This window comes from Streptomyces sp. NPDC030838 (assembly GCF_055572035.1).
Window position 1 is genome coordinate 242025 of sequence record NZ_JBVIED010000001.1, and the last position, 21599, is coordinate 263623.

Consider the following 21599-nt stretch of genomic DNA (forward strand, 5'->3'; position numbering starts at 1 on the left):
AACATCTCGCCGGGACCCCCTGTCGTAGAAGCCATACCGGCGGGTAACGTCCGGGCAGTCCAGTCGTGCTCAGGATTTCAACAAGTCGGCCGCCCGGCTTCCCCTGGACCCCTGAGCACCTGCCCGAGCCTTGGACCGCACCGTCGCATCACACAACGTCGTGGCGCCGGCGCCCTATGAGGAGCAGCAGTCTTGCGCGAGTTCAGCCTTCCGGCTTTGTACGAGGTCCCCTCGGACGGCAATCTGACCGACATCGTCCGCAGAAACGCCGCGCAGCACCCCGAGGTCGCCGTCATCGCCCGCAAGGTGGACGGTGCCTGGCAGGACGTCACCGCGACGGCCTTCCTCGCCGAGGTCCACGCCGCCGCCAAGGGCCTCATCGCCGCGGGTGTGCAGCCCGGCGACCGGGTGGGCCTGATGTCCCGCACCCGCTACGAGTGGACGCTGCTCGACTTCGCGATCTGGAGCGCGGGCGCCGTCACCGTGCCGGTGTACGAGACCAGCTCGCCGGAGCAGGTCGCGTGGATCCTCAGCGACTCGGGCGCCACCGCCTGCGTCGTCGAGCTGGACAACCACGCCGCCGCCGTGGAGTCGGTGCGCGCGTCGCTGCCCGCCCTCAAGCACGTCTGGCAGATCGAGGCCGGCGGCGTGGAGGAGCTGGGGCGGCTCGGGCAGGGCATCAGCGACGAGACGGTCGAGGAGCGCAGCGAGCTCGCCAAGGCCGACGACCCGGCGACCATCGTCTACACCTCCGGCACCACCGGCCGCCCCAAGGGCTGTGTGCTCACCCACCGCAGCTTCTTCGCCGAGTGCGGCAACGTCGTCGAGCGCCTGCGGCCGCTGTTCCGCACCGGCGAGTGCTCGGTCCTGCTCTTCCTGCCGCTCGCGCACGTCTTCGGCCGCCTCGTGCAGGTCGCGCCCATGATGGCGCCGATCAAGCTGGGCAACGTCCCGGACATCAAGAACCTCACCGACGAACTGGCCGCGTTCCGCCCGACCCTGATCCTGGGCGTGCCGCGGGTCTTCGAGAAGGTCTACAACTCGGCGCGCGCCAAGGCGCAGGCCGACGGCAAGGGGAAGATCTTCGACAAGGCGGCCGACACGGCCATCGCCTACAGCAAGGCCCTGGACACCCCGTCCGGCCCGTCCCTCGGCCTGAAGATCAAGCACAAGGTCTTCGACAAGCTGGTCTACAGCAAGCTGCGCGCGGTGCTCGGCGGGCGCGGCGAGTACGCAATCTCCGGCGGCGCGCCGCTGGGCGAGCGCCTCGGCCACTTCTTCCGCGGGATCGGCTTCACGGTCCTCGAGGGCTACGGTCTGACCGAGTCCTGTGCCGCCACCGCCTTCAATCCGTGGGACCGGCAGAAGATCGGCACGGTCGGCCAGCCGCTGCCGGGCTCCGTGGTGCGGATCGCGGACGACGGCGAGGTGCTGCTGCACGGCGAGCACCTGTTCAAGGAGTACTGGAACAACCCGGGCGCCACCGAGGAGGCGCTGGAGGACGGCTGGTTCCACACCGGCGACCTCGGCACCCTCGACGAGGACGGCTATCTGCGGATCACCGGCCGGAAGAAGGAGATCATCGTCACCGCGGGCGGCAAGAACGTCGCCCCGGCCGTGATCGAGGACCGGATCCGGGCGCACGCGCTGGTCGCGGAGTGCATGGTGGTGGGCGACGGGCGGCCGTTCGTGGGCGCGCTCGTCACCATCGACGAGGAGTTCCTGGGCCGTTGGGCGACCGAGCACGGCAAGCCGGCCGGCTCCACCGCGGCGTCGCTGCGCGAGGACGCGGACCTGCTGGCCGCGATCCAGGCCGCTGTCGACGACGGCAACGCCGCGGTGTCGAAGGCGGAATCGGTGCGGAAGTTCCGCATTCTGCCCTCCCAGTTCACCGAGGACTCGGGCCACCTGACGCCGTCGCTGAAGCTGAAGCGGAACGTGGTGGCGAAGGACTTCGCGGACGAGATCGAGGCGATCTACGCGAAGTAGTCACGCGGTACGGCTCTATGGCGCGGTGTCCTCGGCGAGGACCCGCGCCATCGTGCGTTCGGCGAGCGCGGTGATGGTGACGAACGGGTTCACCCCGATCGAACCGGGCACGAGCGAGCCGTCGGTGACGTAGAGCCGCCGGTAGCCCTTCACCCGGCCGTGGTCGTCCGTCGCCCGGCCGAGCACACAGCCGCCCAGCGGGTGGTACGTGAAGTCGTCGGCGAACACCTTGTCCGCCGCGCCGAACAGGTCGTACCGGTAGATCGTCGCGTTCGCCGCGTTGATCCGGTCGAACAGCCTCTTGGCCATCCCCGCCGACACCGCGCTCTGCGCCGCGCTCCAGCCCAGCCGTAGCGTCCCGTTCGTGTACGAGAAGGACGCCCGCTCCGGGTTCCCGGTGATCGCCAGATAGAGGCTGACCCAGTGCTCCAGGCCCGTGGGCAGCGGGGCGATCTCGGCGAAGACGCGGTTGGCGGCGTTCGCCCAGTCGTCGATGCCCAGGACCGGCATGGTCGACTGGCGCTCCCCGACCGTGTCCCACAGGTGGTTGGCGCGCCCTAGCATCACATTGCCGTTGGGGCCCCAGCCCGTGCCGACGCTCGCGTCGAGGTCGGGCAGGGTGCCGGTCTCCCGGGCGCGCAGCAGCAGTTCGGTGGTGCCGAGGCTGCCGCCGCCGAGGAACAGGTACGTGCAGCCGTACTCCTTGGTCTCGACGACCCGCCCGGTGTCGTCGACGCGGTCGGCGGTCAGGACGTACGTCCCGTCGGGCGCCCGCGTCACGCCGGTGACCTTCTCCAGGGTGTGCACGGTGACGTTCCCGGTGCCGAGGGCGGCGGCCAGGTAGGTCTTGTCGAGGCTGCGTTTGCCGTGGTTGTTGCCGTAGATGACCTCCCCGGCGAGCGCGGACTTCGGTGCCGTGCCGGCCGCCTCGCGCTCCATGTACCCGAAGTCGTAGACGCTGGGCACGAAGGTGGTGCGCAGGCCGGCGTTGGCGGCGTGCTTGCGGGAGATCCGGCTGAACCGGTACCACTCTGTCGCCTCGAACCAGGCGGGGTCGACGGTGCCCACACCCAGCTGGGAGCGGGCGCGCGGGAACCAGGTGCCGTACATCTCGTCGGCGTCGACGGTGGGGAACTGCTCGGCGAAGTACGACCGGGGCGGGGTGACCGCCATGCCGCCGTTGACCAGGGAGCCGCCGCCGACGCCCCGGCCGACGTACACCGACATGCGGTCGAAGCGGACGCGGTCGAGGACGCCGGGGTAGGGGCTGATGTCCTTGTTGACGACGTCCAGCCAGAGGAAAGTGGCCAGCGGCGCCTCGGTGCGGGTGCGGAACCACATGGACCGCCGGTCGGGCGCGGTGGTGGAGCAGAAGACCTTGCCGTCGGGGCCCGGGGCGCTCCACAGCCGGCCCATCTCGAGGACCAGGGTGCGGATGCCGGCCTGGCCGAGCCGGAGGGCGGCGACGGCGCCGCCGTAGCCCGAACCGACGACGATCGCCGGGGCGGATTCGACTGCGTCGGGCTCGGCGGCGCGGGCCGATGGGAGGCCGATGCGGGTGAAGCCGCCGGCGGCGGCCGTCTGGAGGGCGATCATGCCCAGGATATGACGTCTCGTCAGCTGACGCTGCATCAGGTTCATGCTGCGCAGCATGCGTCGAGTTTCGGGTTCCGCCTAGGGACCGAACGCCGTCCGATGTGCCTCGTTTTCGTCGTGGGCGGCCGCAGGAGCGTCGTGGCCGGTCGCGCAGTTCCCCGCGCCCCTTGGGGAGTCACCTACAGCAGAGTTTTCAGGTTCTCCGCCAAGAGATCCCACCGCCACTTCTCCTCGACCCACTGCCGCCCCCGCTCCCCCATCCGGCGGCGCAGTTCCGCGTCGCCGAGGAGGGTGACGATGCGGTCGGCGGCCTCGGCGGGGTCGCCGCCGCGGACCACCCAGCCGGTCTCGCCGTCGAGCACCGCGTCGGGCGCGCCGCCGGAGTCGCCGGCGACGACGGGCAGGCCGGTCGCGGAGGCCTCCAGGTAGACGATGCCCAGGCCCTCGACGTCGAGCCCGCCGCGCCGGGTGCGGCAGGGCATGGCGAAGACGTCCCCGGCTCCGTAGTGCGCGGGCAGCTCGGCCCAGGGCACGGCGCCGGTGAAGCGCACGGACGCGGCGACCCCGGTCTCGTGGGCGAGCCGGCGCAGGTCCTTCTCGTAGGGCCCGCCGCCGACGATCAGCAGCACCGCGTCCGGCTCCTTGGCGAGGATGCGCGGCATGGCCTGGATGAGGGTGTCCTGGCCCTTGCGCCGCACCAGCCGCGAGACGCAGACCACGACCGGCCGGTCGGTGAGCCCGAGGCGGGCCCGCACCTCGGCGCCGCCCGACTCCGGATGGAAGGTCTTCTCGTCGACGCCGGGCGGCAGCCGCACCATGCGCGAGGCCGCGTCCGGGGTGAGCGCCGAGGCTATCCGCGAGCGGGTGTATTCGCCCAGGTACGTCAGGGTGTCCGTGCCGTCGCCGATCCGGCGCAGCAGCTGCCGGGCGGCGGGCAGCTGGGCCCAGCCGGCCTCGTGCCCGTGGGTGGTGGCCACCAGGCGTTCGGCACCGGCCCGGCGCAGCGCGGGCGCCATCAGCCCGAGCGGCGCGGCGGCCCCGAACCACACCGACGTACAGCCGTGCTCCCGCAGCAGCTCGACGGCCCGCCGGGTGGCGGCGGGGGTCGGCAGCAGCATGGTCGTGCTGTCCCGGACGACGGTGAACGGCTGCTCCGCGTCGAACGCTGCCGTCGCCTCCCTGCCCTCGCGGCCGCGCTTCCAGGTGGAGGCGTAGACGACCAGCCGGCCGGGGTCGAGGCGGAGGGCCATGTTGTGCAGGAACGCCTGGATGCCGCCCGGGCGGGGCGGGAAGTCGTTCGTCACGATGAGGGTCTTGCGCATCGTCGCCGACCCTACCCAACGTAGACTCACAGGCCGGCACGGCCACGCGTCTTGGCATGTGCACAGGCGGCCGGGACATCATGGCCCCGACAGGACCCGGAACGGGCGGCGGACGGAAGCAGGGGCTTGAGGGTGGACAGGACGGACGGCCGGCGGCACCTGGCGGGGCTGCTGGGGACCTGGGTCCTGACGCGTCTGCTCCTGCTGCTCTTCGTGTTCAAGGTGTACGTGTTCCCCGGCCCGGACGTCACCAGCGACATCTCGGTGATCTACCAGGGCTGGTACGAGGTGCTGCGTACCGGAACGTTCCCTCTGGACGACGTCACCTGGCAGTACCCGCCCGCCGCCGCGCTCGCGGTGCTCTCCCCCGCGCTGCTGCCCTTCCTCGACTACGCGCACGCCTTCTTCGTCCTGGCCTTCGTCGCCGACCTGGTCACGCTCGCCCTGCTGCGGTACGCCGGCGGACGCCCGCACCGGACCCTGCGCGGGGCCTGGGTGTGGGTCGCCGGGGTGCCGCTGCTCGGGCCGACCGTCTACGCGCGCTACGACGTGATGGTCACCGCCGTCGCGGTGGCCGCGCTGCTCGCGGGCGCCCGGCATCCGCGGCTGATGGGCGCGCTGGCCGCGTTCGGGGCGCTGCTGAAGGTGTGGCCGGTCCTGCTGCTGGTCGCCGCCCGCAGGCGGGCCGCCTGGGTCTCGGCGGCGGTCACGGCCGGCGCCGTCACGGCGCTGTTCGCGCTCGCCATGCCCGGCGCCTTCGCCTTCCTGACCTTCCAGCGGGACCGGGGCACCGAGGTGGAGTCGCTGGGCGCGCTGGTCTTCCACGTGGCCCGGCACTTCGGCTGGGACGGGCAGGTGCTGCTGAACTACGGCTCGGTGGAGTTCCTCGGCCCGTACGTCGAGGTGGTGAGCACGGCCGCCCTCGCGCTGACCGGCGCGGCGTTCGGCTGGCTGCTGCTGTGGCGGCTGCTGGCGGTGCGGTTCGAGCCGCACACACTCGCGGACGCGGCGTTAGTGGCGGTGCTGCTGTTCACCACCACCAGTCGGGTGATCAGCCCGCAGTACCTGGTGTGGCTGGTCGGGCTGGCGGCGGTCTGCCTGGGCTTCCGGGCGAGCCGGATGCGGCTGCCGGTGGGGCTGGTCCTCGCGGCGTGCCTGGCGACGGTGCTGGAGTTCCCGGTCTGGTTCTCCCACGTGGTGGCGAGCGACGGCCTCGGCATCACCCTGCTCGCCGTCCGCAACGGCCTGCTGATCGCCGCGACCGTCACCGCCGCCCGCGAGCTGTGGCGGGCGACGGCGTCCCGCACGGCCGAGCAGCCGCCGCTGCCCGCTCAGGCCGCCCGCGCCAAGGAGCCCACGGTCTCCTCCTGACGCCGGCCCCGGCGCGGCAGCACCGCCATCGCCGCGCACTGCACCGCCATCGCGAGCGCCAGCGCCAGCGCCACCCCGGGCAGGCCGAGCCCGGACAGGCCGTACGCCAGCGGCAGCTGCACCGCCGTGCCGAGCACCGTCACGCGCAGCAGCAGCGGCGCTCCCCCGCTGCCCTCGAAGACCCCGCCGAGCGCGATGAAGCAGGCCATGAGCAGCAGATACGGGCCGACACAGCGCAGGAACAGCACCCCGGCGGCGGCCACCGCGCCTCCGGTGCCGAAGCCGGCCATGATCCACGGGGCGGCGGCCGCCAGAAGTCCCGCGGCGCCGAGCCCCACGGTCCCGGAGATCAGCACCGCCTCCCGCCCGATCGCGCGCCGCTCGTCCCTGCCCTCGCCGCGGGTGTGCGCGGTGTGGATGGACGCCGCCTGGCGCACCGCGTAGAAGGCCATCGTCGCGACGAACATGACCTTGAACGCGATGGAGTACGCCGCCACCGCCGTCACGCCGAGCCGCGCCACGATCGCGACCAGCGCCAGCGCGCCCGCCTGCCGCACGGTGAAGTCGGCGGACATCGGCAGCCCGGTGCGCAGGGTGCGGCGCACCGCCGCGGCGACCGGCTCGGCGGGCGGCACGTCCGCCCGCAGCAGCGCGTTCCGCCGCACGGCGACCAGCCCCACCGCGAGGGCCAGGCAGCGGCACAGCACGGTGGAGGCCGCGGCGCCCCGGACGCCGTAGCGGTCGATCAGCCAGGGATCGCAGACGAGGATCAGCCCGTTGGCGAGCAGCGCGAGCCGCATCGGTGTCCTGGTGTCCCCCGCGCCCTTCAGGAGCCCGTCCACGAGCTGCTGCGCGAAGAAGACGGCCATGCCGGGCAGGGAGATCGCGAAGTAGGCGACGGCCGGTTCGAGCGCGCCGCTCTCGCCGCCGAGCACCGCTCTCGCCAGTGGCTCGCGCAGCAGGAAGCCGCCGCCCGCGACCAGCGGCGTGATCAGTGCCCACACCGCCCAGCCGCCCCGGACGGCCGCGCGCACCGCGGCCGGGTCCCGCGCTCCCCGCGCGTGCGCCACCAGCACGGTCGTGCCCGAGCCGAAGACCATCGCGACGCCGAGCAGCACGTTCTCGGCCGTGGTCGCCATCGCCACGGCGGCCACGGCGGGTCCGCCGAGCCGGGCGACCCAGACGGTGTTGACGATCCCCGCGGCGACGAAGGTCAGGAACTGCACATAGACGGGTCCGGCGAGCGAGATCAACTGCTTGCGGGTGGCGTTCACGGGCTCCCCCTCTGAGCTACCCCGATCCGAGCCACCTCGATTCGAGGTAGCTCGGCAAGAGGTAGCATGGCGAGAGATCACCCGCAAGGAGGACCATGCTGGAGCTGTCGATCCTCGGCTTCCTCGCCGAAGAGCCCCTGCACGGCTATGAGCTGAAGGAACGCATCAAGGCCCTCAGCGGCCACGTCCGCCCGGTCAGCGACGGGGCCCTGTACCCGGCGATCACCCGCCTCGTCACCGCCGGCAAGCTCGACCAGCACACCGAGCCCGGCGCGAGCGCCGCCCCGCGCCGCGTCCTCTCCCTCACCGAGCAGGGCCGCGCCGACCTGCACGAACGGCTGCGCCACCCCAAGCAGACGGAGATCACCGACCAGGTCCGCTTCAACACCCTGCTGGCGTTCCTGCGGCATCTGCCGGACCCGGCCGAGCAGGCGGCGGTGCTGCGCCGACGGCTGGATTTCCTGGAGACCCCGGCGAGCTTCTTCTACCGCGAGGGCGAACCGGTGAAGGCCGAGGAGGCGGGCGACCTGTTCCGGCAGGGCATGCTGCGGGTGGCCCGGGCGACCGGAGAGGCGGAACGGACCTGGCTCAGGGAGGCGATCGCCGTACTGGAGGAGCCCGCGCCGTAGGCCGCCACCCCGGAGGGAGAGCCCGTCCCGGAGGCCGTGGCCGTCCCGGAGGACAAGCCCGCCCCGTAGGCCGTCCCCGTCCCGGAGAACAAGCCCGCCCCGAAGGCCGTCCCCGCCCCGTAGGCCGTCCCCGCCCCGCAGGGAGAGCCCCTCCCGGAGGCCGTCCCCGCGCCCCGGAGGGAAAGCCCGCCCCGGAGGCCGCCGCAGTCCTGGAGGACAAGCCCGCCCCGAAGGACGCCGCCCTCCCGGAGGGAGAGCCCGTCCCGGAGGCCGCCGCCGTCCCGGAGGGAGAGAGCCCGTCCCGGAGGGAAAGCCGCCCCGGAGGACGCCCGCCTCAGCCGCCGAACTGGTCCCGCAGATACTCCCGCCACAGCCCGGTGAACTCCTCCGGCGTGGTCCCCAGTACCTCGGTCATCGCCCGCTCGACCGCGCCCTCCCGCTTCCCGTGCGCGCCGACGGCCCGGTAGAACTCGCCGAGCCGCACCTCGCCCCAGCGGTCCGCGATCAGCCGGCAGGCCATCCAGCCGCCCTCGTACGCCTGCGCCAGCGCCGTCGCGTCCCCGGAGAAGCCGAAGTCCCGGTCGGCAGGCAGCTCCGCCGGCAGCCGCCCCTCGGTCACCGCGCGCGCCAGCTCCGGCGCGGCCTGCACCGGGAGGCGTCCGGTGCCGCGGTAGCCGACCCAGTCGGCGTAGCCCTCGGACAGCCACAGCGGGGTGGCCGCGTTGGTGTGGGCGCGGGTGGCGACATGGGTGGTCTCGTGGGTGAGCACGACCTGCCGGCCGACGGGGCCGAGGACGCCGTACGCGTCCGGGTTGACGATGATCCGGTCGGCGGGCGCCCGGCCCGCCCCGGTCTCGCCGGTGGTGACCGCGGCGATGCCCCGGTAGGAGGAGGCGGGCGAGCCGAGCAGCGCGGCCATGCCCTCCAGCGACTTCGGGACGAGCACCACGATCCGTCCGCTCCAGTCCGTGCCCCACGCCTCGGAGACGGCGGGCACCGCGCGGTCCGCGAGCCCGGCGAAGGCCCGCAGCTCCTCCCGGGACTGCCCGACGCCGAGCACCAGGCTGTCCTCGCCGCGCACGGCGGTCACCGTGCCCTGGTCCCACAGCTGTTCGGCGGACTCGGCCGCGGGCCGGTCGGAGACGACCGTCCACCGCCCGCCGGAGTCCCGGGCCAGGGCGAGGGTACGCCCGGCGGTGACGGGGGCGGCGTCGTGTCCGGCGACCCGGTAGCGCAGGTCGACGTCGGCGGTGGCCCGGTCGCCGGTGCGGTCCAGGGAGTTCAGCCGGTACGACCAGGCCGCGAGCGGCACCGCGCGCAGCCGGTCGAAACCCGCGGTCGTGCCGGTCGTGCCGTAGGCCGTCGCGTCGTGGTCGAGGACGGCGGCCGCGCGCCGGTCGAGCAGCTGCTGCACCTCGGCCCGCGCGCTGTCCGTCGCGGGCCGTCCTCCGCACCCCACCAGGGCGACGAGCAGCAGACACAGCGTCACCACCCAGGGCCCTGACGCCCGCCTTCGACCAGCCACCTTTCCGAGGGTACGGGGGCTCCGGCCGGTTCAGACCCGGGTGACCCCCGAGATCGGCATCATCCCGACCGGGTCGTAGCGCACCGGCGCACCCGGATAGGGCGCGTGGATGACCTGGCCGTTGCCCACGTACATGCCGACATGGCTGGCGTCGGAGCGGTAGGTGACCAGGTCGCCGGGCTGCGCCTGGGAGAGCGGGATCTGCCGGCCGGCCGCCCGCTGGGCCTGCGAGGTGCGCGGCAGCGAGACCCCGGCCTGCGCGTACGACCACTGCATCAGGCCGGAGCAGTCGAAGCCGCTGGGCCCGGAGGCGCCCCACACGTACGGCTTGCCGAGCGCGGAGCGGGCGGCGGCGACCGCGGCGGCGGCCCGGCCCGAGACGGGGACGGCGCCGGCGAGGTCGGGCATCTCGTCGCGGCCGGAGCGAGAAGCGCGGTCGAAGGCGGCGCGTTCCTCGTCGGGTAGCGAGTTCAGCAGCTCCCGGGCCTTGGCGAGCTTGCGCTCCACGGCCCGCTTGTGGGAGGCGACGGCCTTGCGGCTCTTCTCCAGCGCGGCGAGCTTCTCGGTGGCCTCCGACCGTTCCTGAGCGAGGTCGCGCAGGGCGGTCTGGAGGTCCTTGAGCCGGCCGGCCTGGTGGACGCTGATCCGGTCCAGGACGGCGGCCTTGTCGAGATAGTCGTCCGGGTCCTCGGAGAACAGCAGGGCCAGCGACGGGTCGACGCCGCCGGAGCGGTACTGGGCGCCGGCCAGCGAACCCAGCGCGTCCCGCATGGTGTTGACGCGCTCCTGCTGCCGGGCGATCCGGTCCTGGGCGCGGCTCACCTCGCCGCGCAGCGCGTCGGCGCGCTCGTCGGCCTTGTTGTAGGCCTCGGTGGCCTTCTCGGCCTCCGCGTAGAGACGGTCGACCTCGGCGCGGGTGTCGTCGTGCGGCGCGGCCGTGGCCGGGACGGCGCCGAGTGCGGCGGCCGCGGCCGACAGAAGAGAGACCGCGACGGTAGCGCCGCGGTCGAGACCGGACGACGGTGCCTGGCGGCGATGGGACCCCACGAGAAGCCGCGCTCCTTCCACTGGCGGACAGGGAAAGCCCCCCGCCGGGTGAGCACCCGGCGTGAGGGAAACGCGGCAGACAGTAGCTTCGTCGGGAGGCGCCGGCCAAAGACCGCCGCGAGCACGCACGGTGATGCCCGGCCTCCGACGCAGGTCATCGGCGGGGCGCGCGGTCAGAGTCCGTCGTGGGGATTCGCCCGTTCGGGGGGCATGGCGTCCCGATCATGGGACGGTTCCGGGCTCAGACCCGGACGCCCCACATGAACGGACCGCCGATGGTGTCCATCGACTCGTAGCGGACCACCGTGCCGGTGCGCGGGGCGTGCAGGACCTGGCCGTTGCCCGCGTAGAGGCCGACGTGGTGCAGGTCGTTGAAGAAGAAGACCAGGTCGCCGACCTGGAGCTCGCTGACCGAGTTGATCCGCGTGCCTATCCCGGACTGGGCCTCGGAGGTGCGCGGGATGGAGACGCCGGCCTGGGCGTAGGCCCAGGAGGTCAGGCCCGAGCAGTCGAAGGACGACGGGCCGGTGGCGCCGTAGACGTACGGCGAGCCGATCTTGCTCTGGGCGGCGGAGAAGGCCGCACCGGCCCGCCCCGAGGCCGAGGCGGCGGGGGTGAGGGCCTGGCGGCCGCTGTCGCGGCTGGCGCGCTCCTCCTCGGCGGCGAGGGCCGCCTTCTCCTGCGCGGTGAGGGTGTTGAGAAGCTTCTGCGCCTCGGCCAGCTTGGCCTGGACTTCCTGCTTCTTCTTGCCCAGTTCGGTGCGGGTGGAGGAGAGGTCCTTCAGCTTCTCGGAGGCCTCGGCGCGCTGCTGGGCGAGTTCGCGCTGCTTCTCCTGGATCTTCTTCAGCGCCTCGACCTGCTGGCCGCTCAACTGGTCGAGCGTGGAGGCCTTGTCGAGGTAGTCGTCCGGGTCGGCGGAGAGGAAGAGCTGCAGCGAGGGATCGATGCCGCCGGAGCGGTACTGGGCGCTGGCCATCGAACCCAGGCCGTCACGCAGCTCGTTGACCTCTTCCTGGCCACGGGCGACGTTGTCCTGGATGGTGGAGATCTCCTTCTGGAGCTTCTCCTGCTTCTCCTTGGCGCCGTTGTACTTCTCGGTGGCCTGCTCGGCCTGCTCGTAGAGCTTGTCGACCTTGGCCTTGACCTCGTCCTTGCTCGGCTTCTCGCTGGGTGCCGCGTTGGCGGCCTGGGAGCCGAGGGCGACGGCAGCGGCGGCTGCGGTGGTCAGCACGGTCACACGGGCGCGACTGGGCTGCTTGGGTCGACGGTGGGACGCCACGGAGGTGAACTCCTTCTTCTGAGTGATCACCCGCTCGGAGGTACGAGCCCAGACCCTAGTGATGTTCTTGTGATCAGTTCAAATCCTCACAAGAAAATTCTCGTCACACAGGGCATTCTTTGCTCACAACTCACAGCGCGTTCATGGCGGTTGACGCTACGTTGCGTGACGGGTCCGTCAATTCGGGCATACAGCCCGTCCGTTGGACCTTCAGGACAGTCGCTTGAGAAGTACCGCGGATGCCACGGGTCGGGCACCGGCCCGGGCCACCCCGTCGGCGACCTCACGGTCGGTGGAGGCGACGATGACCGGACGGCCGGGCGGTTCGGCACGCACCAGCTGGCGGATCAGCTCGTCGGCGGTGACGCCGGGCTTGGAGAACAGCACCCGCACCCCGCGCGGCGGCGCGAGCAGCACCGGCGCGGCCAGCTCGGCCCCGTCGAAGACGCAGGTGACCTCGGCGCCGGTCTGCGCGGCGAGCTGGGAGAGCTGGCCGAGCAGCCTCAGGCGCTGCTTCTCCAGGGGCATCTGGGGATAGCCGGTCTTGGTGACGTTGTAGCCGTCGACGACCAGGTGCGCCTGGGGCAGCGCCAGCAACTGGTCGAGGATCGCCGGGTCGTTCTCGGACAACGCCCGCGCGGCGATGTCCTTCGGGGTCATACGTCCCGGTTCGACCGCGTCCACGGTCTCGGCCGGCCGCACGGACACCGGCGGCAGCGCGAGTTCGCGGCGCAGCCCCTGGGCGGCGTCGAGCAGCGTGTCGAGCAGCAGCCGGACCCGCATATCCTCGACGCTGCGCCCCTCGCGGGCGGCCCGGCGGGTGGCCTCCAGGGCGGCCTCGGCCTCGCCCAGCCGTGCCTTGAGCCGCCGTACCTCGCTCTCGGCGGCGGACACCTGGGCGTGCCCCTCGGCGCGTACGGCCTCCATCTCGCCGTGCACCTTGCGCAGTGCCGCCTCGCCGCGCTTGACGTCGCTGAGCGCGGCCCGCAGTTTGCGGTGAAGCGATTCCGCTTCCTTGCGGGCGCCGTCCAGTTCGGCGCGCAGCCGCTCGGTCTCGGCCCGGGTGTGCTCCCGGGCGGCGGCGAGTTCGGCGCGCAGCCGCTCCAGTTCGGCCCGGTTCTCCTCGTCGGCGCGTTCGGCGTCGGCGCGCTGGGCCTCCTCGCCGGCGGCGGTCACCAGCTTCACCCAGCCGGTGGGGCGCAGGACGTAGGCCGCGGCCGCCACGTCGAGCGGGTCCGCGGCGGGCGGCGGCGAGCCCGCGTCGAGGGCGCCGGCGAGTTCCGGCTGGGCCTCTCGGAACTTCTCGCCGATGCGCTGGCGGAACAGCGGATCGGTCTCCAGTGCCGCGGCCATCGCGTTGCCGGCGAACTTGGCCCGGCGGTTCGGGGCGAACCGGGCGTACTGCCGCAGCTGTGCGGGCAGTTCCGCCACGGTCAGCCCGCCGAAGCCGTCCGCGACGATCTGCACGACCCGGCGGCGCACTCCCTCGGGCAGCGGACGGTCGAGCACCTCAGCGGCGCCGTCGCCCGGCCCCCCGCCTTGTGTCTCCACCATCCGTCACACCCCAATGCCTCTACGGGATCCCCGGCAGGGGACCGCGTCCGCGGGGCCGGGCTCCCGTCAGGAGCCGGCGCCCGGCCTGTCCACGAGTTCGACCTGGTCCACGGCGTTGCACCAGCGGCAGCGCACCGACTCGATGGTCTCACTGACCACCTCGCGCTCCTCGACCTTCGGCTCTCCGGCCAGATCCAGGTGGACGTACTCGACGACCTTCGACGAGCGCGTCACGTCGAAGCGGGTGAGGTTGCCGCAGAGGGTGCAGCGCCACCGCGTCGTGGCGGTCGGCAGGGGAACCGTCATCGTGACTGTTCGCTTTCCTTCTAGTGTCCGTGACACGCCGGTCTTCCCGCGGCGTGTGGCTCGTAACCCTACGGCCTGCCGGGCGCCGGGCGCCCGCCTGTCCACGGCGGCGAGGCGGTCTGTGCGGTTGCGTCCGGTTACGTCATGCTCTGTGTTCGTGATCAGCAACTGGAGGGTGCCGGACTGGCGGACCATCCGCCGGCCGACGGCGCCGGTGACGTACGCACTGATGACCCTGTGCTGCCTGATCTTCCTGGTCGGCCCCGCCTCGGGGCTCAGTCCGGTGTACGGCTCCGGCGACGAGCTGCTCGCCGCGCAGCGGGCCTATTTCCGGCAGTGGGGCGTGGTCCCCGAAGAACTGTTCGAGGGGTCGCCCCGGGCGGCCCTGACCCCCGCCACGGCCTTGTTCGTCCACGGCAGCTGGGTCCATCTGCTCGGCAACATGCTCTTCCTCTACGTCTTCGGGATCATGACCGAGGAGCGCATGGGCCGGGTGCAGTTCACCCTCTTCTACCTCGGCTGCGGCTATCTCGCCCTGCTCGGCTACGCGTGCGCCAACTCCGACTCCGCGCAGTCACTGGTCGGGGCGTCGGGGGCGATCTCGGCGGTCCTCGGCGCGTTTCTGTTCCTGTTCCCGCGGGCGCGGGTGACCAGCCTTCTCCCCTTCCTGTTCTTCCTGCCGCTGCGCTTCCCCGCCTGGCTCGTGCTGCCCTTCTGGGCGGCGCTCCAGTGGATGGCTGCGGGGCGGGCCTCGCAGGGGCCGGGGGTGGCCTATCTGGCCCACCTGGTGGGCTTCGCGCTGGGCCTGCTCTTCGCGTGGGCCCGGTTCGGGCCTGCGACTAGAGTGAAGGCCGCCCCAGCTCCGGCACCCGAGGGAGAGAACCAGCCGTGATCACCGCGATCGTCCTGATCAAGACCAGCGTGGACCGGATCCCCGAGATCGCGGAGTCGATCGCCGCGCTGGACAACGTCAGCGAGGTGTTCTCCGTGACCGGCACCTACGACCTGATCGCCATGGTGCGGGTGAAGGAGCACGAGGACCTCGCGGAGGTCATCCCCGGCCGCATCAGCAAGATCCCCGGCGTGGAGGCCACGGACACCCACGTGGCGTTCCGCACGTACTCCCAGCACGACCTCGAGGCGGCGTTCTCGATCGGCCTGGACAACTAGGTCTCGTACTCGTACGGATCCGGCAGGTCCCGTACGTCTCGTACATGAAGGCTTCTTCATCCGGCGCTCATCCGCACCGCACCGGGCCGGGGGCAGGATCGCAGTCATGGTCTTCACCCGCCGGATCGCGGCCCTCGCCGCCGTCGTGGTGATCCCCCTGGGGATCGCCGCGACCAGTTTCGCCCTCACCGACAGTCCCGAGTCGCCGAAGGTCCCGGCGAAGGTGGAGCTGGACAGCGGCTCCCCCACGCCGACGCCGACCCGCCCGCAGCCGACGCCGACCCCCAGTGACGAGGTCGTCTCCCGGCCTCCGGTGACCGACGACCCCGCGAGTGAGGACGATGACGACGACCGCGGCACCGGCGCCGACGACGACGGCCCCGGCGACGACGGCTGACCGGCCGCGCCGGCGGATCTCCGCCCGCGTCCGCATCCTGCTCTGGCTGCTGCTGGTGATGGCGGTCGCGCTCGCCTCGGTGGCCACCACCACCCGCTCGATCCTGCTGCGCGACACCGACCAGCGGATCGACAACCTGCTCGCGCAGGAGGCCGGCGAGTTCGCCCACTTCGAGGAGGCGGGCGTCGATCCGGAGACCGGCCGCCCGTTCACCGACCCGGCCCGGCTGCTGCGGGTCTTCCTGGAGCGGCAGTACGCCGACCTGGACGAGGAGCTGATCGGCCTGGTGGGGCACCCGGGCGGCACCCCGGCGCAGATCATCCAGCAGCGGGAGATCCCCGTGGCCCTCCCCCTGCACCGGGACGAGGACGCCCGCCGCCGGATCTTCGCCTCCCCCGACTCCAGCGGCACCCTGGACCGGCCGTCCGGCGAGATCCGCTGGGCCAAGGTGACGGTGGCCCGGCCCGGCGGGGAGCCGGAGGCCGCGTTCGTGGTCGCCTTCCACCCGGGCCGCGAGCACGACCGCGCGGACGAGGTGTTCCGGGTGCTGCTCGCCATCTCCGGGGTCGCCCTGCTGATGACGATCGGTATCGCCTGGGTGGTCGCCGGGCGGATCCTGAAGCCGGTCCGGCTGGTGCGCACCGCCGCCGCGCAGCTCACCGAGCAGGACCTGACCCGCCGTATCCCGGTGGCCGGCCGGGACGACGTGGCCGCGCTCGCGGAGACGTTCAACGCGATGCTGGACCGGCTGGAGCGGGCCTTCGCCGTCCAGCGGCAGTTCGTCGACGACGCGGGCCACGAGCTGCGCACCCCGATCACCATCGTGCGCGGCCATCTGGAGCTGATGGGCGACGACCCGGCGGAGCGCGAGGAGACGGTCCGGCTGGTCACCGACGAGCTGGACCGGATGAGCCGGATCGTCGAGGACCTGCTGCTGCTCGCCAAGGCCGAACGCCCCGACTTCGTCAGCCCCGAGCCGGTCCAGCTCGCCGAACTCACCGCCGACGTCTACGTCAAGGCCCGCACCCTGGGCGACCGCGACTGGCAGCTCGCCGAAGTCGCCGACCGGGAGGCGGAGTTGGACCCGCAGCGGATCACGCAGGCGATGGTGCAGCTCGCGCAGAACGCCGTGCAGCACACCGCGCCCGGCCAGACCATCCGCATCGGCTCCCGCGCCGACGGCGAGCGGATCGAGCTGTACGTCGCCGACTCCGGGCCGGGCGTGCGGCCGCAGGACGCCGAGCTGATCTTCGAACGGTTCCGGCGCGGCACCGCCCGGCGCGGGGCGCGCGGCTCCGGCGCCGGTCTCGGCCTGTCGATCGTGAAGGCGATCGCGGAGGGCCACGGCGGCCGGGTCCGGCTGCACCCCACCGAGGGCGGCGGCGCCACCTTCGTACTCACCCTGGAAGAGCCACGCCCATGAACCCGCTGGAAAAGGCACGCCCATGAACCGCATCCTCATCGTCGAGGACGAGGAGCGCATCGCCTCCTTCGTCGAGAAGGGCCTGCGCGCCAACGGCTTCACCACCACCGTCGTCGGCGACGGCGACGCCGCCTACGACTACGCCCTCACCGGCGGCTTCGACCTGGTGGTGCTGGACATCGGCCTGCCGGGCCGGGACGGCTTCACGGTGCTGCGCGAACTGCGCGAGGCGCGGGTGACGGTCCCGGTGATCGTGCTGACCGCGCGGGACTCGGTCCGGGACACGGTGGCCGGCCTGGAGGGCGGAGCCGACGACTGGATGACCAAGCCGTTCCGCTTCGAGGAGCTGCTCGCCCGCGTCCGCCTCCGGCTGCGTACGGCGGCCAGGGCGCCGGAGGTGACGGTGCTGCGGTCGGGGTCGCTCAGCCTGGACCTGCGCACCCGCCGGGCCCGCTCCGGGGACCGCACGGTCGATCTGACGGCCCGTGAATTCGTGCTGCTGGAGCTGTTCCTGCGCCATCCCGGGCAGGTACTGTCCCGCGAGCAGATCCTCTCCCACGTCTGGGGCTACGACTTCGACCCCGGCTCCAACATCGTGGACGTGTACGTCCGGGCGCTGCGCAAGAAGCTCGGCGCGGAGCGGGTGGAGACGGTCCGCGGGATGGGGTACCGGCTGCCCGCCGGGTGAAGTTTCCCTCATGTGCGGCTCATCGATGGCTCACCGCCCGCCGGGACGCTCGTGATGTGACCCTGACTCCCCGTCTCACCGTGGCCCTGTGTGCGGCGCTCTCCCTGTGCGCGCTGCTCGCGGTGCCCGTCACCTTCCCCGGCCTGAGCGGGGACGCGCGCCTCACCCTCGCCGTGTTCGCGCTGGCGACCTGCGCCTGGATCGGCACACCGATCGACGACACGTACATCGCGCTGGGCGCCGGACTCGCGCTGACGGCGACCGGGGTGATCAGCAGCGACACCCTCTTCGGCACCCTCGGCGACTCCACCGTCTGGCTGCTGATCTGCGCCTTCGTCCTGGCGGCGGCGGTGACGCGGACCGGGCTCGCGGGCCGGGCGGCGGCCTTCCTGGTCGGCGGCGCGCGGACCGTACGGCAGCTGGTGCACCTGACCACGGCCGCGCTGGTCGTCACGGCGTTCGCGGTACCGGCCACCTCCGGCCGGGCCGCGCTCGCGCTGCCGGTGTTCCTGGCGCTCGCCAAGGCCCTCGCCGACCGGAAACGACTGGTCGTGATGCTGGCGCTGCTCTTCCCGACCGTGATCCTTCTGTCGGCGGTGGCGACCCTGATCGGTGCGGGAGCGCATCTGATCACCGTGTCGGTGCTGTGGGAGGCCACCGGGCAGCGCATCGGGTTCGTGGAGTGGCTGCTGCTGGGCCTGCCGCTGGCGGTGGCGTCCTCCCACCTGGCCGCGGAGACCGTCCTGTTGACGACCACCCGGCGCGCCGACCGCGAGGGCCCGGTCCGCATCACCCCCGAGCAGATCCAGCGGCACAGCGACACCCCGGTCACCGGCCCCTGGACGCAGGCCGAGACCCGCTGCGCCGCGCTGCTGGCCACGGTCGTGCTGCTGTGGTGCAGCGAGCCGCTCCACCGGGTGCCGCCCGCCGTCGTCGCGCTGATCGGCGCGGTCGTCGCCGCCTCCCCCGCCCTGGGCACCGTACGGCTGAAGGACGCGCTGAAGACGGTCCCGTGGTCGCTGCTGCTCTTCATGGCCGCGACGATGGCGATGGGCGTCGCGCTCGCCGACTCGGGCGCGGCGAAGTGGCTGGTCTCCGGGCTGCCGTCGGCGGTGGGGCCGCTGCTCTTCCTGACGATCGTGATCGCGGTCAGTACGGCGGCCCACCTGGTGCTCCAGTCCCGTTCCGCCCGCTCCTCCGTCCTGGTCCCGCTGGTGGTGGCCGCCGCCGTGGGCGCCGGGGTCAACCCGGTCGCCGCCGCCCTCGCCTCCACCGCCGCAGCGGGGTTCTGCCACACCCTCCCCGCCTCCGCCAAGCCGGTGACGCTCTTCGCGGAGATCCCCGGCATCCCCACCTACACGCCGCGCGACCTGCTGCGCCTGTCCGCCGTACTGGCCCCGCTGACCGCCGGCCTCGTCCTGCTCTTCGCCGTGGCGGTGTGGCCATGGCTCGGCGTACCCGTGACCCCCTAGGAGACCTGCCATGCTGACCCGAGTCGTCGTAGCCCCCAGCGGCTTCAAGGAGTCGCTGTCCGCCCAGGCCGCCGCCGACGCCATCGCGGACGGGGTCCGCCGGGTGCTGCCGGGCGCCGAGATCGATCTGGTGCCGCTGGTGGACGGCGGTGAGGGCACGGCCGTCGCGCTGGCCGCGGCCACCGGCGGGCGGCTGGTCGCGCTGCCCGCCACCGGCCCGGTCGGCGACCGGCTCGGCACCCACTTCGCGCTGCTCGGCGGCGCCGGGGACACCGCACTCGTGGAGATGGCGGCGGTCGCCGGGCTCTCCCTCGTCCCGCACTCCCTGCGCGACCCGGGCGCCACCACCACCTACGGCGTCGGCGAGCTGATCCGCGCCGCGCTCGACACCGGCGTACGGCGGATCCTCGTCGGCTGCGGCGACTCCGGCACCTCCGACGGCGGCGCGGGCGCGCTCCAGGCACTCGGCGCCCGCCTCCTCGACGCGGACGGCTTCGAACTACCGCCGGGCGGCCGGGAGTTGCTCCGGCTGCACCGTATCGACCCGTCAGGCCTCGACCCCCGCCTGCGCGAGACGGAACTCCTGGTCGCCTGCAACCCGTACAACGTCCTGTGCGGCGAGCGCGGCGTGGCCCGGGTCTTCGGACCGCAGAAGGGGGCGACGCCCGCGCAGGTCGAGCACCTGTCGGCCGGTCTGGAGAACTGGGCCTACGTCCTCACCCGCGACCTCGGGGTCACGCACACCGACCTGCGCACCGGCCCCGGCACCGGCGCCTCCGGCGGCCTCGGCGCGGGCCTCGCCGCGCTCGGCGCCCGGCTGCTGCCCCGCTTCGACGTCCTCCTCGGCCACCTCGACCTGGACGCCCGGCTGGCCCGCGCCGACCTGGTCGTCACCGCCGAGGGTGCCCTCGACCACCAGACCCCGCGCGGCAAGGTACCGGCGGAGGTGGCCCGCCGGGCGAAGCTCCACGGCCGTCCCGTCCTCGCCCTGGCCGGCACGCTCGGCGAGGGGGCGCACGAGGTGCCGGGCGTGGACGCGTTCAGCGGGATCCTGCCCGCGCCGATGGCCCTGGCGGAGGCACTCGTCCGGGCCGGCGAACTGCTCACCGACGCCACCGAACGCGCCCTGCGGATGATCCTGCTGGGCGCCCGGCTACCGGCTCACGCGGAGGTGTCCGGCACGCAACGCCCGTCCTCCGTACGGTAGTTCCACTTCGCGCCGTCCCGGACCAGCTCCGTCACCGCGGTCACGAACCGCTCCACGTGCTCGTCCGGCGTGCCCGCGCCGAAGCTGACGCGGATGGCGTTGAGGGACTTCTCGCCGGGCGCGGCCTCGGGGGCGCCGCACTCGCCCTGCGTCTGCGGGTCGCTGCCGAGGAGGGTGCGCACGAGGGGGTGGGCGCAGAACAGGCCGTCGCGGACGCCGATGCCGTACTCGGCGGAGAGCGCGGCGGCGAAGTGGGAGCTGTTCCAGCCGTCGACGACGAAGGAGATGACGCCGACGCGCGGGGCGTCGTCGCCGAAGAGGGAGAGGACGCGCACCTCGGGCACCTCGGCGAGCCCGCTGCGCACCTTCTCGATCAGGTACCGCTCACGGGCGACCAGGCTGTCGAACCCGGCCTCGGTGAGGGCCTTGCAGGCGGAGGCGATGGCGTAGGCGCCGATCACGTTCGGGGAGCCCGCCTCGTGCCGGGCGGCCGTCTCGTGCCACTCCACGTCCACGCCGCCGTCCTCGCGCCGGGTCACCCTGCGGCTGGCGCCGCCGCCCGCGAGGTACGGCTCGGCCTCGCGCAGCCAGTCGGCGCGGCCCGCGAGCACACCGGAGCCGAACGGGGCGTACAGCTTGTGCCCGGAGAAGGCGACCCAGTCGACGTCCAGGTCACGGACGCTCACCGGGTGGTGCGGCGCCAGCTGCGCGGCGTCCAGCACGATCCGGGCGCCGTGCGCGTGCGCCGCCGCGGCCAGCTCCCGTACGGGCCACAGCTCGCCGGTGACGTTGGAGGCGCCGGTGACGCAGACCAGCGCCGGGCCGTAGGGGTCGCGGTCGGCGAGGGCGCGCTCCAGGGTCGCCACCGCCTCGGCCGGGGTGCGCGGCGCGTCCAGGTAGGTGACCTGGGCGTTCTTCCAGGGCAGCAGGGAGGCGTGGTGCTCGGTCTCGAAGACGAAGACCCGGCAGTCGGCGGGCAGCGCGGCGGCGAGCAGGTTGAGCGAGTCGGTGGTGGACCGGGTGAAGACGACCTGGTCGCCGTCGCGGCAGTCGAGGAAGTCGGCGACGGTCTTCCGGGCGTTCTCGAAGAGGTCTGTGGACAGCTGGGAGAGGTAGCCGGCCCCGCGGTGCACGCTGCCGTAGTAGGGCGCGTACGCGGCGACGTCGTCCCAGACCCGCTGAAGCGCCGGCGCGCTGGCGGCGTAGTCGAGCGCGGCGTAGGTGACCTCGCCACCGGTGACGAGCGGGACGGTGACATCCCGGCCCAGAACGGGCAGAGGGGCACAAACGGACTGGTCGGCGGCAGCGGTGGAGACAGACATGGGGAACTCCCGTGAGACAGAGGAGGAA

Annotated in this window: 19 protein-coding genes; 10 read left to right on the forward strand and 9 right to left on the reverse strand. The window is 73.0% G+C overall.

Going from position 1 to position 21599, the window contains the following annotated elements:
- The first annotated feature begins 192 nt into the window (after nucleotides 1-192).
- Nucleotides 193-1989, forward strand: a complete 1797-nt coding sequence (locus tag ACZ42A_RS01105) for an AMP-dependent synthetase/ligase (protein ID WP_468525013.1) — start codon at nucleotides 193-195, stop codon at nucleotides 1987-1989.
- Nucleotides 1990-2004: 15 nt separating this feature from the next.
- Here the strand turns inward: ACZ42A_RS01105 and ACZ42A_RS01110 are convergent, their stop codons facing one another.
- Both ACZ42A_RS01110 and ACZ42A_RS01115 read right to left on the reverse strand, forming a co-directional pair.
- Nucleotides 2005-3621 carry a GMC oxidoreductase gene (locus ACZ42A_RS01110; protein WP_468526103.1) on the reverse strand — a complete coding sequence of 539 codons (1617 nt, stop codon included), beginning with the start codon at nucleotides 3619-3621 and terminating at the stop codon, nucleotides 2005-2007.
- A 143-nt stretch (nucleotides 3622-3764) separates the two neighbouring features.
- Nucleotides 3765-4907 carry a glycosyltransferase family 4 protein gene (locus ACZ42A_RS01115; RefSeq protein ID WP_468525014.1) on the reverse strand — a complete coding sequence of 381 codons (1143 nt, stop codon included), beginning with the start codon at nucleotides 4905-4907 and terminating at the stop codon, nucleotides 3765-3767.
- Nucleotides 4908-5039: 132 nt separating this feature from the next.
- On the opposite strand from ACZ42A_RS01115, the gene ACZ42A_RS01120 reads away from it, so the two are divergent.
- Nucleotides 5040-6278 (forward strand): glycosyltransferase 87 family protein, encoded by a 1239-nt coding sequence (locus ACZ42A_RS01120; RefSeq protein WP_468525015.1) that lies wholly within the window; start codon nucleotides 5040-5042, stop codon nucleotides 6276-6278.
- On the opposite strand, the gene ACZ42A_RS01125 is transcribed toward ACZ42A_RS01120, so the two are convergent.
- Entirely contained in the window at nucleotides 6239-7552 is a 1314-nt protein-coding gene (locus ACZ42A_RS01125) for an MATE family efflux transporter (RefSeq protein WP_468525016.1), read from the reverse strand. The genes ACZ42A_RS01120 and ACZ42A_RS01125 overlap by 40 nt on opposite strands.
- A gap of 95 nt (nucleotides 7553-7647) precedes the next feature.
- Between ACZ42A_RS01125 and ACZ42A_RS01130 the strand changes: the two genes are divergently transcribed.
- A complete protein-coding gene (locus ACZ42A_RS01130; RefSeq protein ID WP_468525017.1) occupies nucleotides 7648-8181 on the forward strand; it encodes a PadR family transcriptional regulator in 534 nt (177 codons plus the stop codon).
- Nucleotides 8182-8515: 334 nt separating this feature from the next.
- Here ACZ42A_RS01130 and ACZ42A_RS01135 read toward each other — a convergent pair whose 3' ends face one another.
- From ACZ42A_RS01135 to ACZ42A_RS01155, 5 genes are all read right to left on the reverse strand, one after another.
- Nucleotides 8516-9706 carry a hypothetical protein gene (locus ACZ42A_RS01135; RefSeq protein WP_468525018.1) on the reverse strand — a complete coding sequence of 397 codons (1191 nt, stop codon included), beginning with the start codon at nucleotides 9704-9706 and terminating at the stop codon, nucleotides 8516-8518.
- 30 nt (nucleotides 9707-9736) lie between these two features.
- Nucleotides 9737-10753, reverse strand: a complete 1017-nt coding sequence (locus ACZ42A_RS01140; RefSeq protein ID WP_468525019.1) for a C40 family peptidase — start codon at nucleotides 10751-10753, stop codon at nucleotides 9737-9739.
- Between the two features lie 241 nt (nucleotides 10754-10994).
- The gene (locus ACZ42A_RS01145; RefSeq protein ID WP_468526104.1) at nucleotides 10995-12032 is read right to left on the reverse strand and encodes a C40 family peptidase; all 1038 of its coding nucleotides are present in this window, start codon (nucleotides 12030-12032) and stop codon (nucleotides 10995-10997) included.
- Nucleotides 12033-12242: 210 nt separating this feature from the next.
- Nucleotides 12243-13586: an NYN domain-containing protein gene (locus ACZ42A_RS01150; protein WP_468525020.1), complete on the reverse strand. Its 1344-nt coding sequence runs from the start codon at nucleotides 13584-13586 to the stop codon at nucleotides 12243-12245.
- A gap of 66 nt (nucleotides 13587-13652) precedes the next feature.
- Nucleotides 13653-13892, reverse strand: coding sequence for a hypothetical protein (locus ACZ42A_RS01155; RefSeq protein WP_055541554.1), 240 nt, complete (start codon nucleotides 13890-13892; stop codon nucleotides 13653-13655).
- 157 nt (nucleotides 13893-14049) lie between these two features.
- On the opposite strand from ACZ42A_RS01155, the gene ACZ42A_RS01160 reads away from it, so the two are divergent.
- The 7 genes from ACZ42A_RS01160 (at nucleotide 14050) to ACZ42A_RS01190 (ending at nucleotide 20249) form a co-directional block, all read left to right on the forward strand.
- The gene (locus ACZ42A_RS01160) at nucleotides 14050-14784 is read left to right on the forward strand and encodes a rhomboid family intramembrane serine protease (RefSeq protein ID WP_468525021.1); all 735 of its coding nucleotides are present in this window, start codon (nucleotides 14050-14052) and stop codon (nucleotides 14782-14784) included.
- Nucleotides 14781-15062, forward strand: coding sequence for an Lrp/AsnC family transcriptional regulator (locus tag ACZ42A_RS01165; RefSeq protein ID WP_468525022.1), 282 nt, complete (start codon nucleotides 14781-14783; stop codon nucleotides 15060-15062). Before ACZ42A_RS01160 ends, ACZ42A_RS01165 begins: the two co-directional genes overlap by 4 nt.
- Before the next feature lie 106 nt (nucleotides 15063-15168).
- Entirely contained in the window at nucleotides 15169-15459 is a 291-nt protein-coding gene (locus ACZ42A_RS01170; protein ID WP_468525023.1) for a small secreted hydrophilic protein, read from the forward strand.
- Nucleotides 15404-16882 (forward strand): sensor histidine kinase, encoded by a 1479-nt coding sequence (locus ACZ42A_RS01175; RefSeq protein ID WP_468525024.1) that lies wholly within the window; start codon nucleotides 15404-15406, stop codon nucleotides 16880-16882. The genes ACZ42A_RS01170 and ACZ42A_RS01175 overlap by 56 nt, the downstream gene beginning before the upstream one ends.
- A gap of 22 nt (nucleotides 16883-16904) precedes the next feature.
- Nucleotides 16905-17570, forward strand: a complete 666-nt coding sequence (locus tag ACZ42A_RS01180; protein WP_468525025.1) for a response regulator transcription factor — start codon at nucleotides 16905-16907, stop codon at nucleotides 17568-17570.
- Between the two features lie 56 nt (nucleotides 17571-17626).
- Complete coding sequence (locus ACZ42A_RS01185) at nucleotides 17627-19042, forward strand: SLC13 family permease (protein WP_468525026.1); 1416 nt, start codon at nucleotides 17627-17629, stop codon at nucleotides 19040-19042.
- 10 nt (nucleotides 19043-19052) lie between these two features.
- The gene (locus ACZ42A_RS01190; RefSeq protein ID WP_468525027.1) at nucleotides 19053-20249 is read left to right on the forward strand and encodes a glycerate kinase; all 1197 of its coding nucleotides are present in this window, start codon (nucleotides 19053-19055) and stop codon (nucleotides 20247-20249) included.
- On the opposite strand, the gene ACZ42A_RS01195 is transcribed toward ACZ42A_RS01190, so the two are convergent.
- Nucleotides 20204-21571, reverse strand: coding sequence for an aminotransferase class V-fold PLP-dependent enzyme (locus ACZ42A_RS01195; protein WP_468525028.1), 1368 nt, complete (start codon nucleotides 21569-21571; stop codon nucleotides 20204-20206). The two genes, ACZ42A_RS01190 and ACZ42A_RS01195, sit on opposite strands and share 46 nt — an antisense overlap.
- Nucleotides 21572-21599 lie beyond the last annotated feature (28 nt).

Excerpts from the sequence above, each read along its gene's own strand:
- ACZ42A_RS01110 (WP_468526103.1), bottom strand. The coding sequence starts at position 3,621 with ATGCAGCGTCAGCTGACGAGACGTCATATCCTGGGCATGATCGCCCTC.
- ACZ42A_RS01150 (WP_468525020.1), bottom strand. The coding sequence starts at position 13,586 with ATGGTGGAGACACAAGGCGGGGGGCCGGGCGACGGCGCCGCTGAGGTG.
- ACZ42A_RS01190 (WP_468525027.1), top strand. The coding sequence starts at position 19,053 with ATGCTGACCCGAGTCGTCGTAGCCCCCAGCGGCTTCAAGGAGTCGCTG.
- ACZ42A_RS01195 (WP_468525028.1), bottom strand. The coding sequence starts at position 21,571 with ATGTCTGTCTCCACCGCTGCCGCCGACCAGTCCGTTTGTGCCCCTCTG.
- ACZ42A_RS01155 (WP_055541554.1), bottom strand. The coding sequence starts at position 13,892 with ATGACGGTTCCCCTGCCGACCGCCACGACGCGGTGGCGCTGCACCCTC.
- ACZ42A_RS01130 (WP_468525017.1), top strand. The coding sequence starts at position 7,648 with ATGCTGGAGCTGTCGATCCTCGGCTTCCTCGCCGAAGAGCCCCTGCAC.
- ACZ42A_RS01115 (WP_468525014.1), bottom strand. The coding sequence starts at position 4,907 with ATGCGCAAGACCCTCATCGTGACGAACGACTTCCCGCCCCGCCCGGGC.
- ACZ42A_RS01180 (WP_468525025.1), top strand. The coding sequence starts at position 16,905 with ATGAACCGCATCCTCATCGTCGAGGACGAGGAGCGCATCGCCTCCTTC.
- ACZ42A_RS01175 (WP_468525024.1), top strand. The coding sequence starts at position 15,404 with ATGACGACGACCGCGGCACCGGCGCCGACGACGACGGCCCCGGCGACG.
- ACZ42A_RS01170 (WP_468525023.1), top strand. The coding sequence starts at position 15,169 with ATGGTCTTCACCCGCCGGATCGCGGCCCTCGCCGCCGTCGTGGTGATC.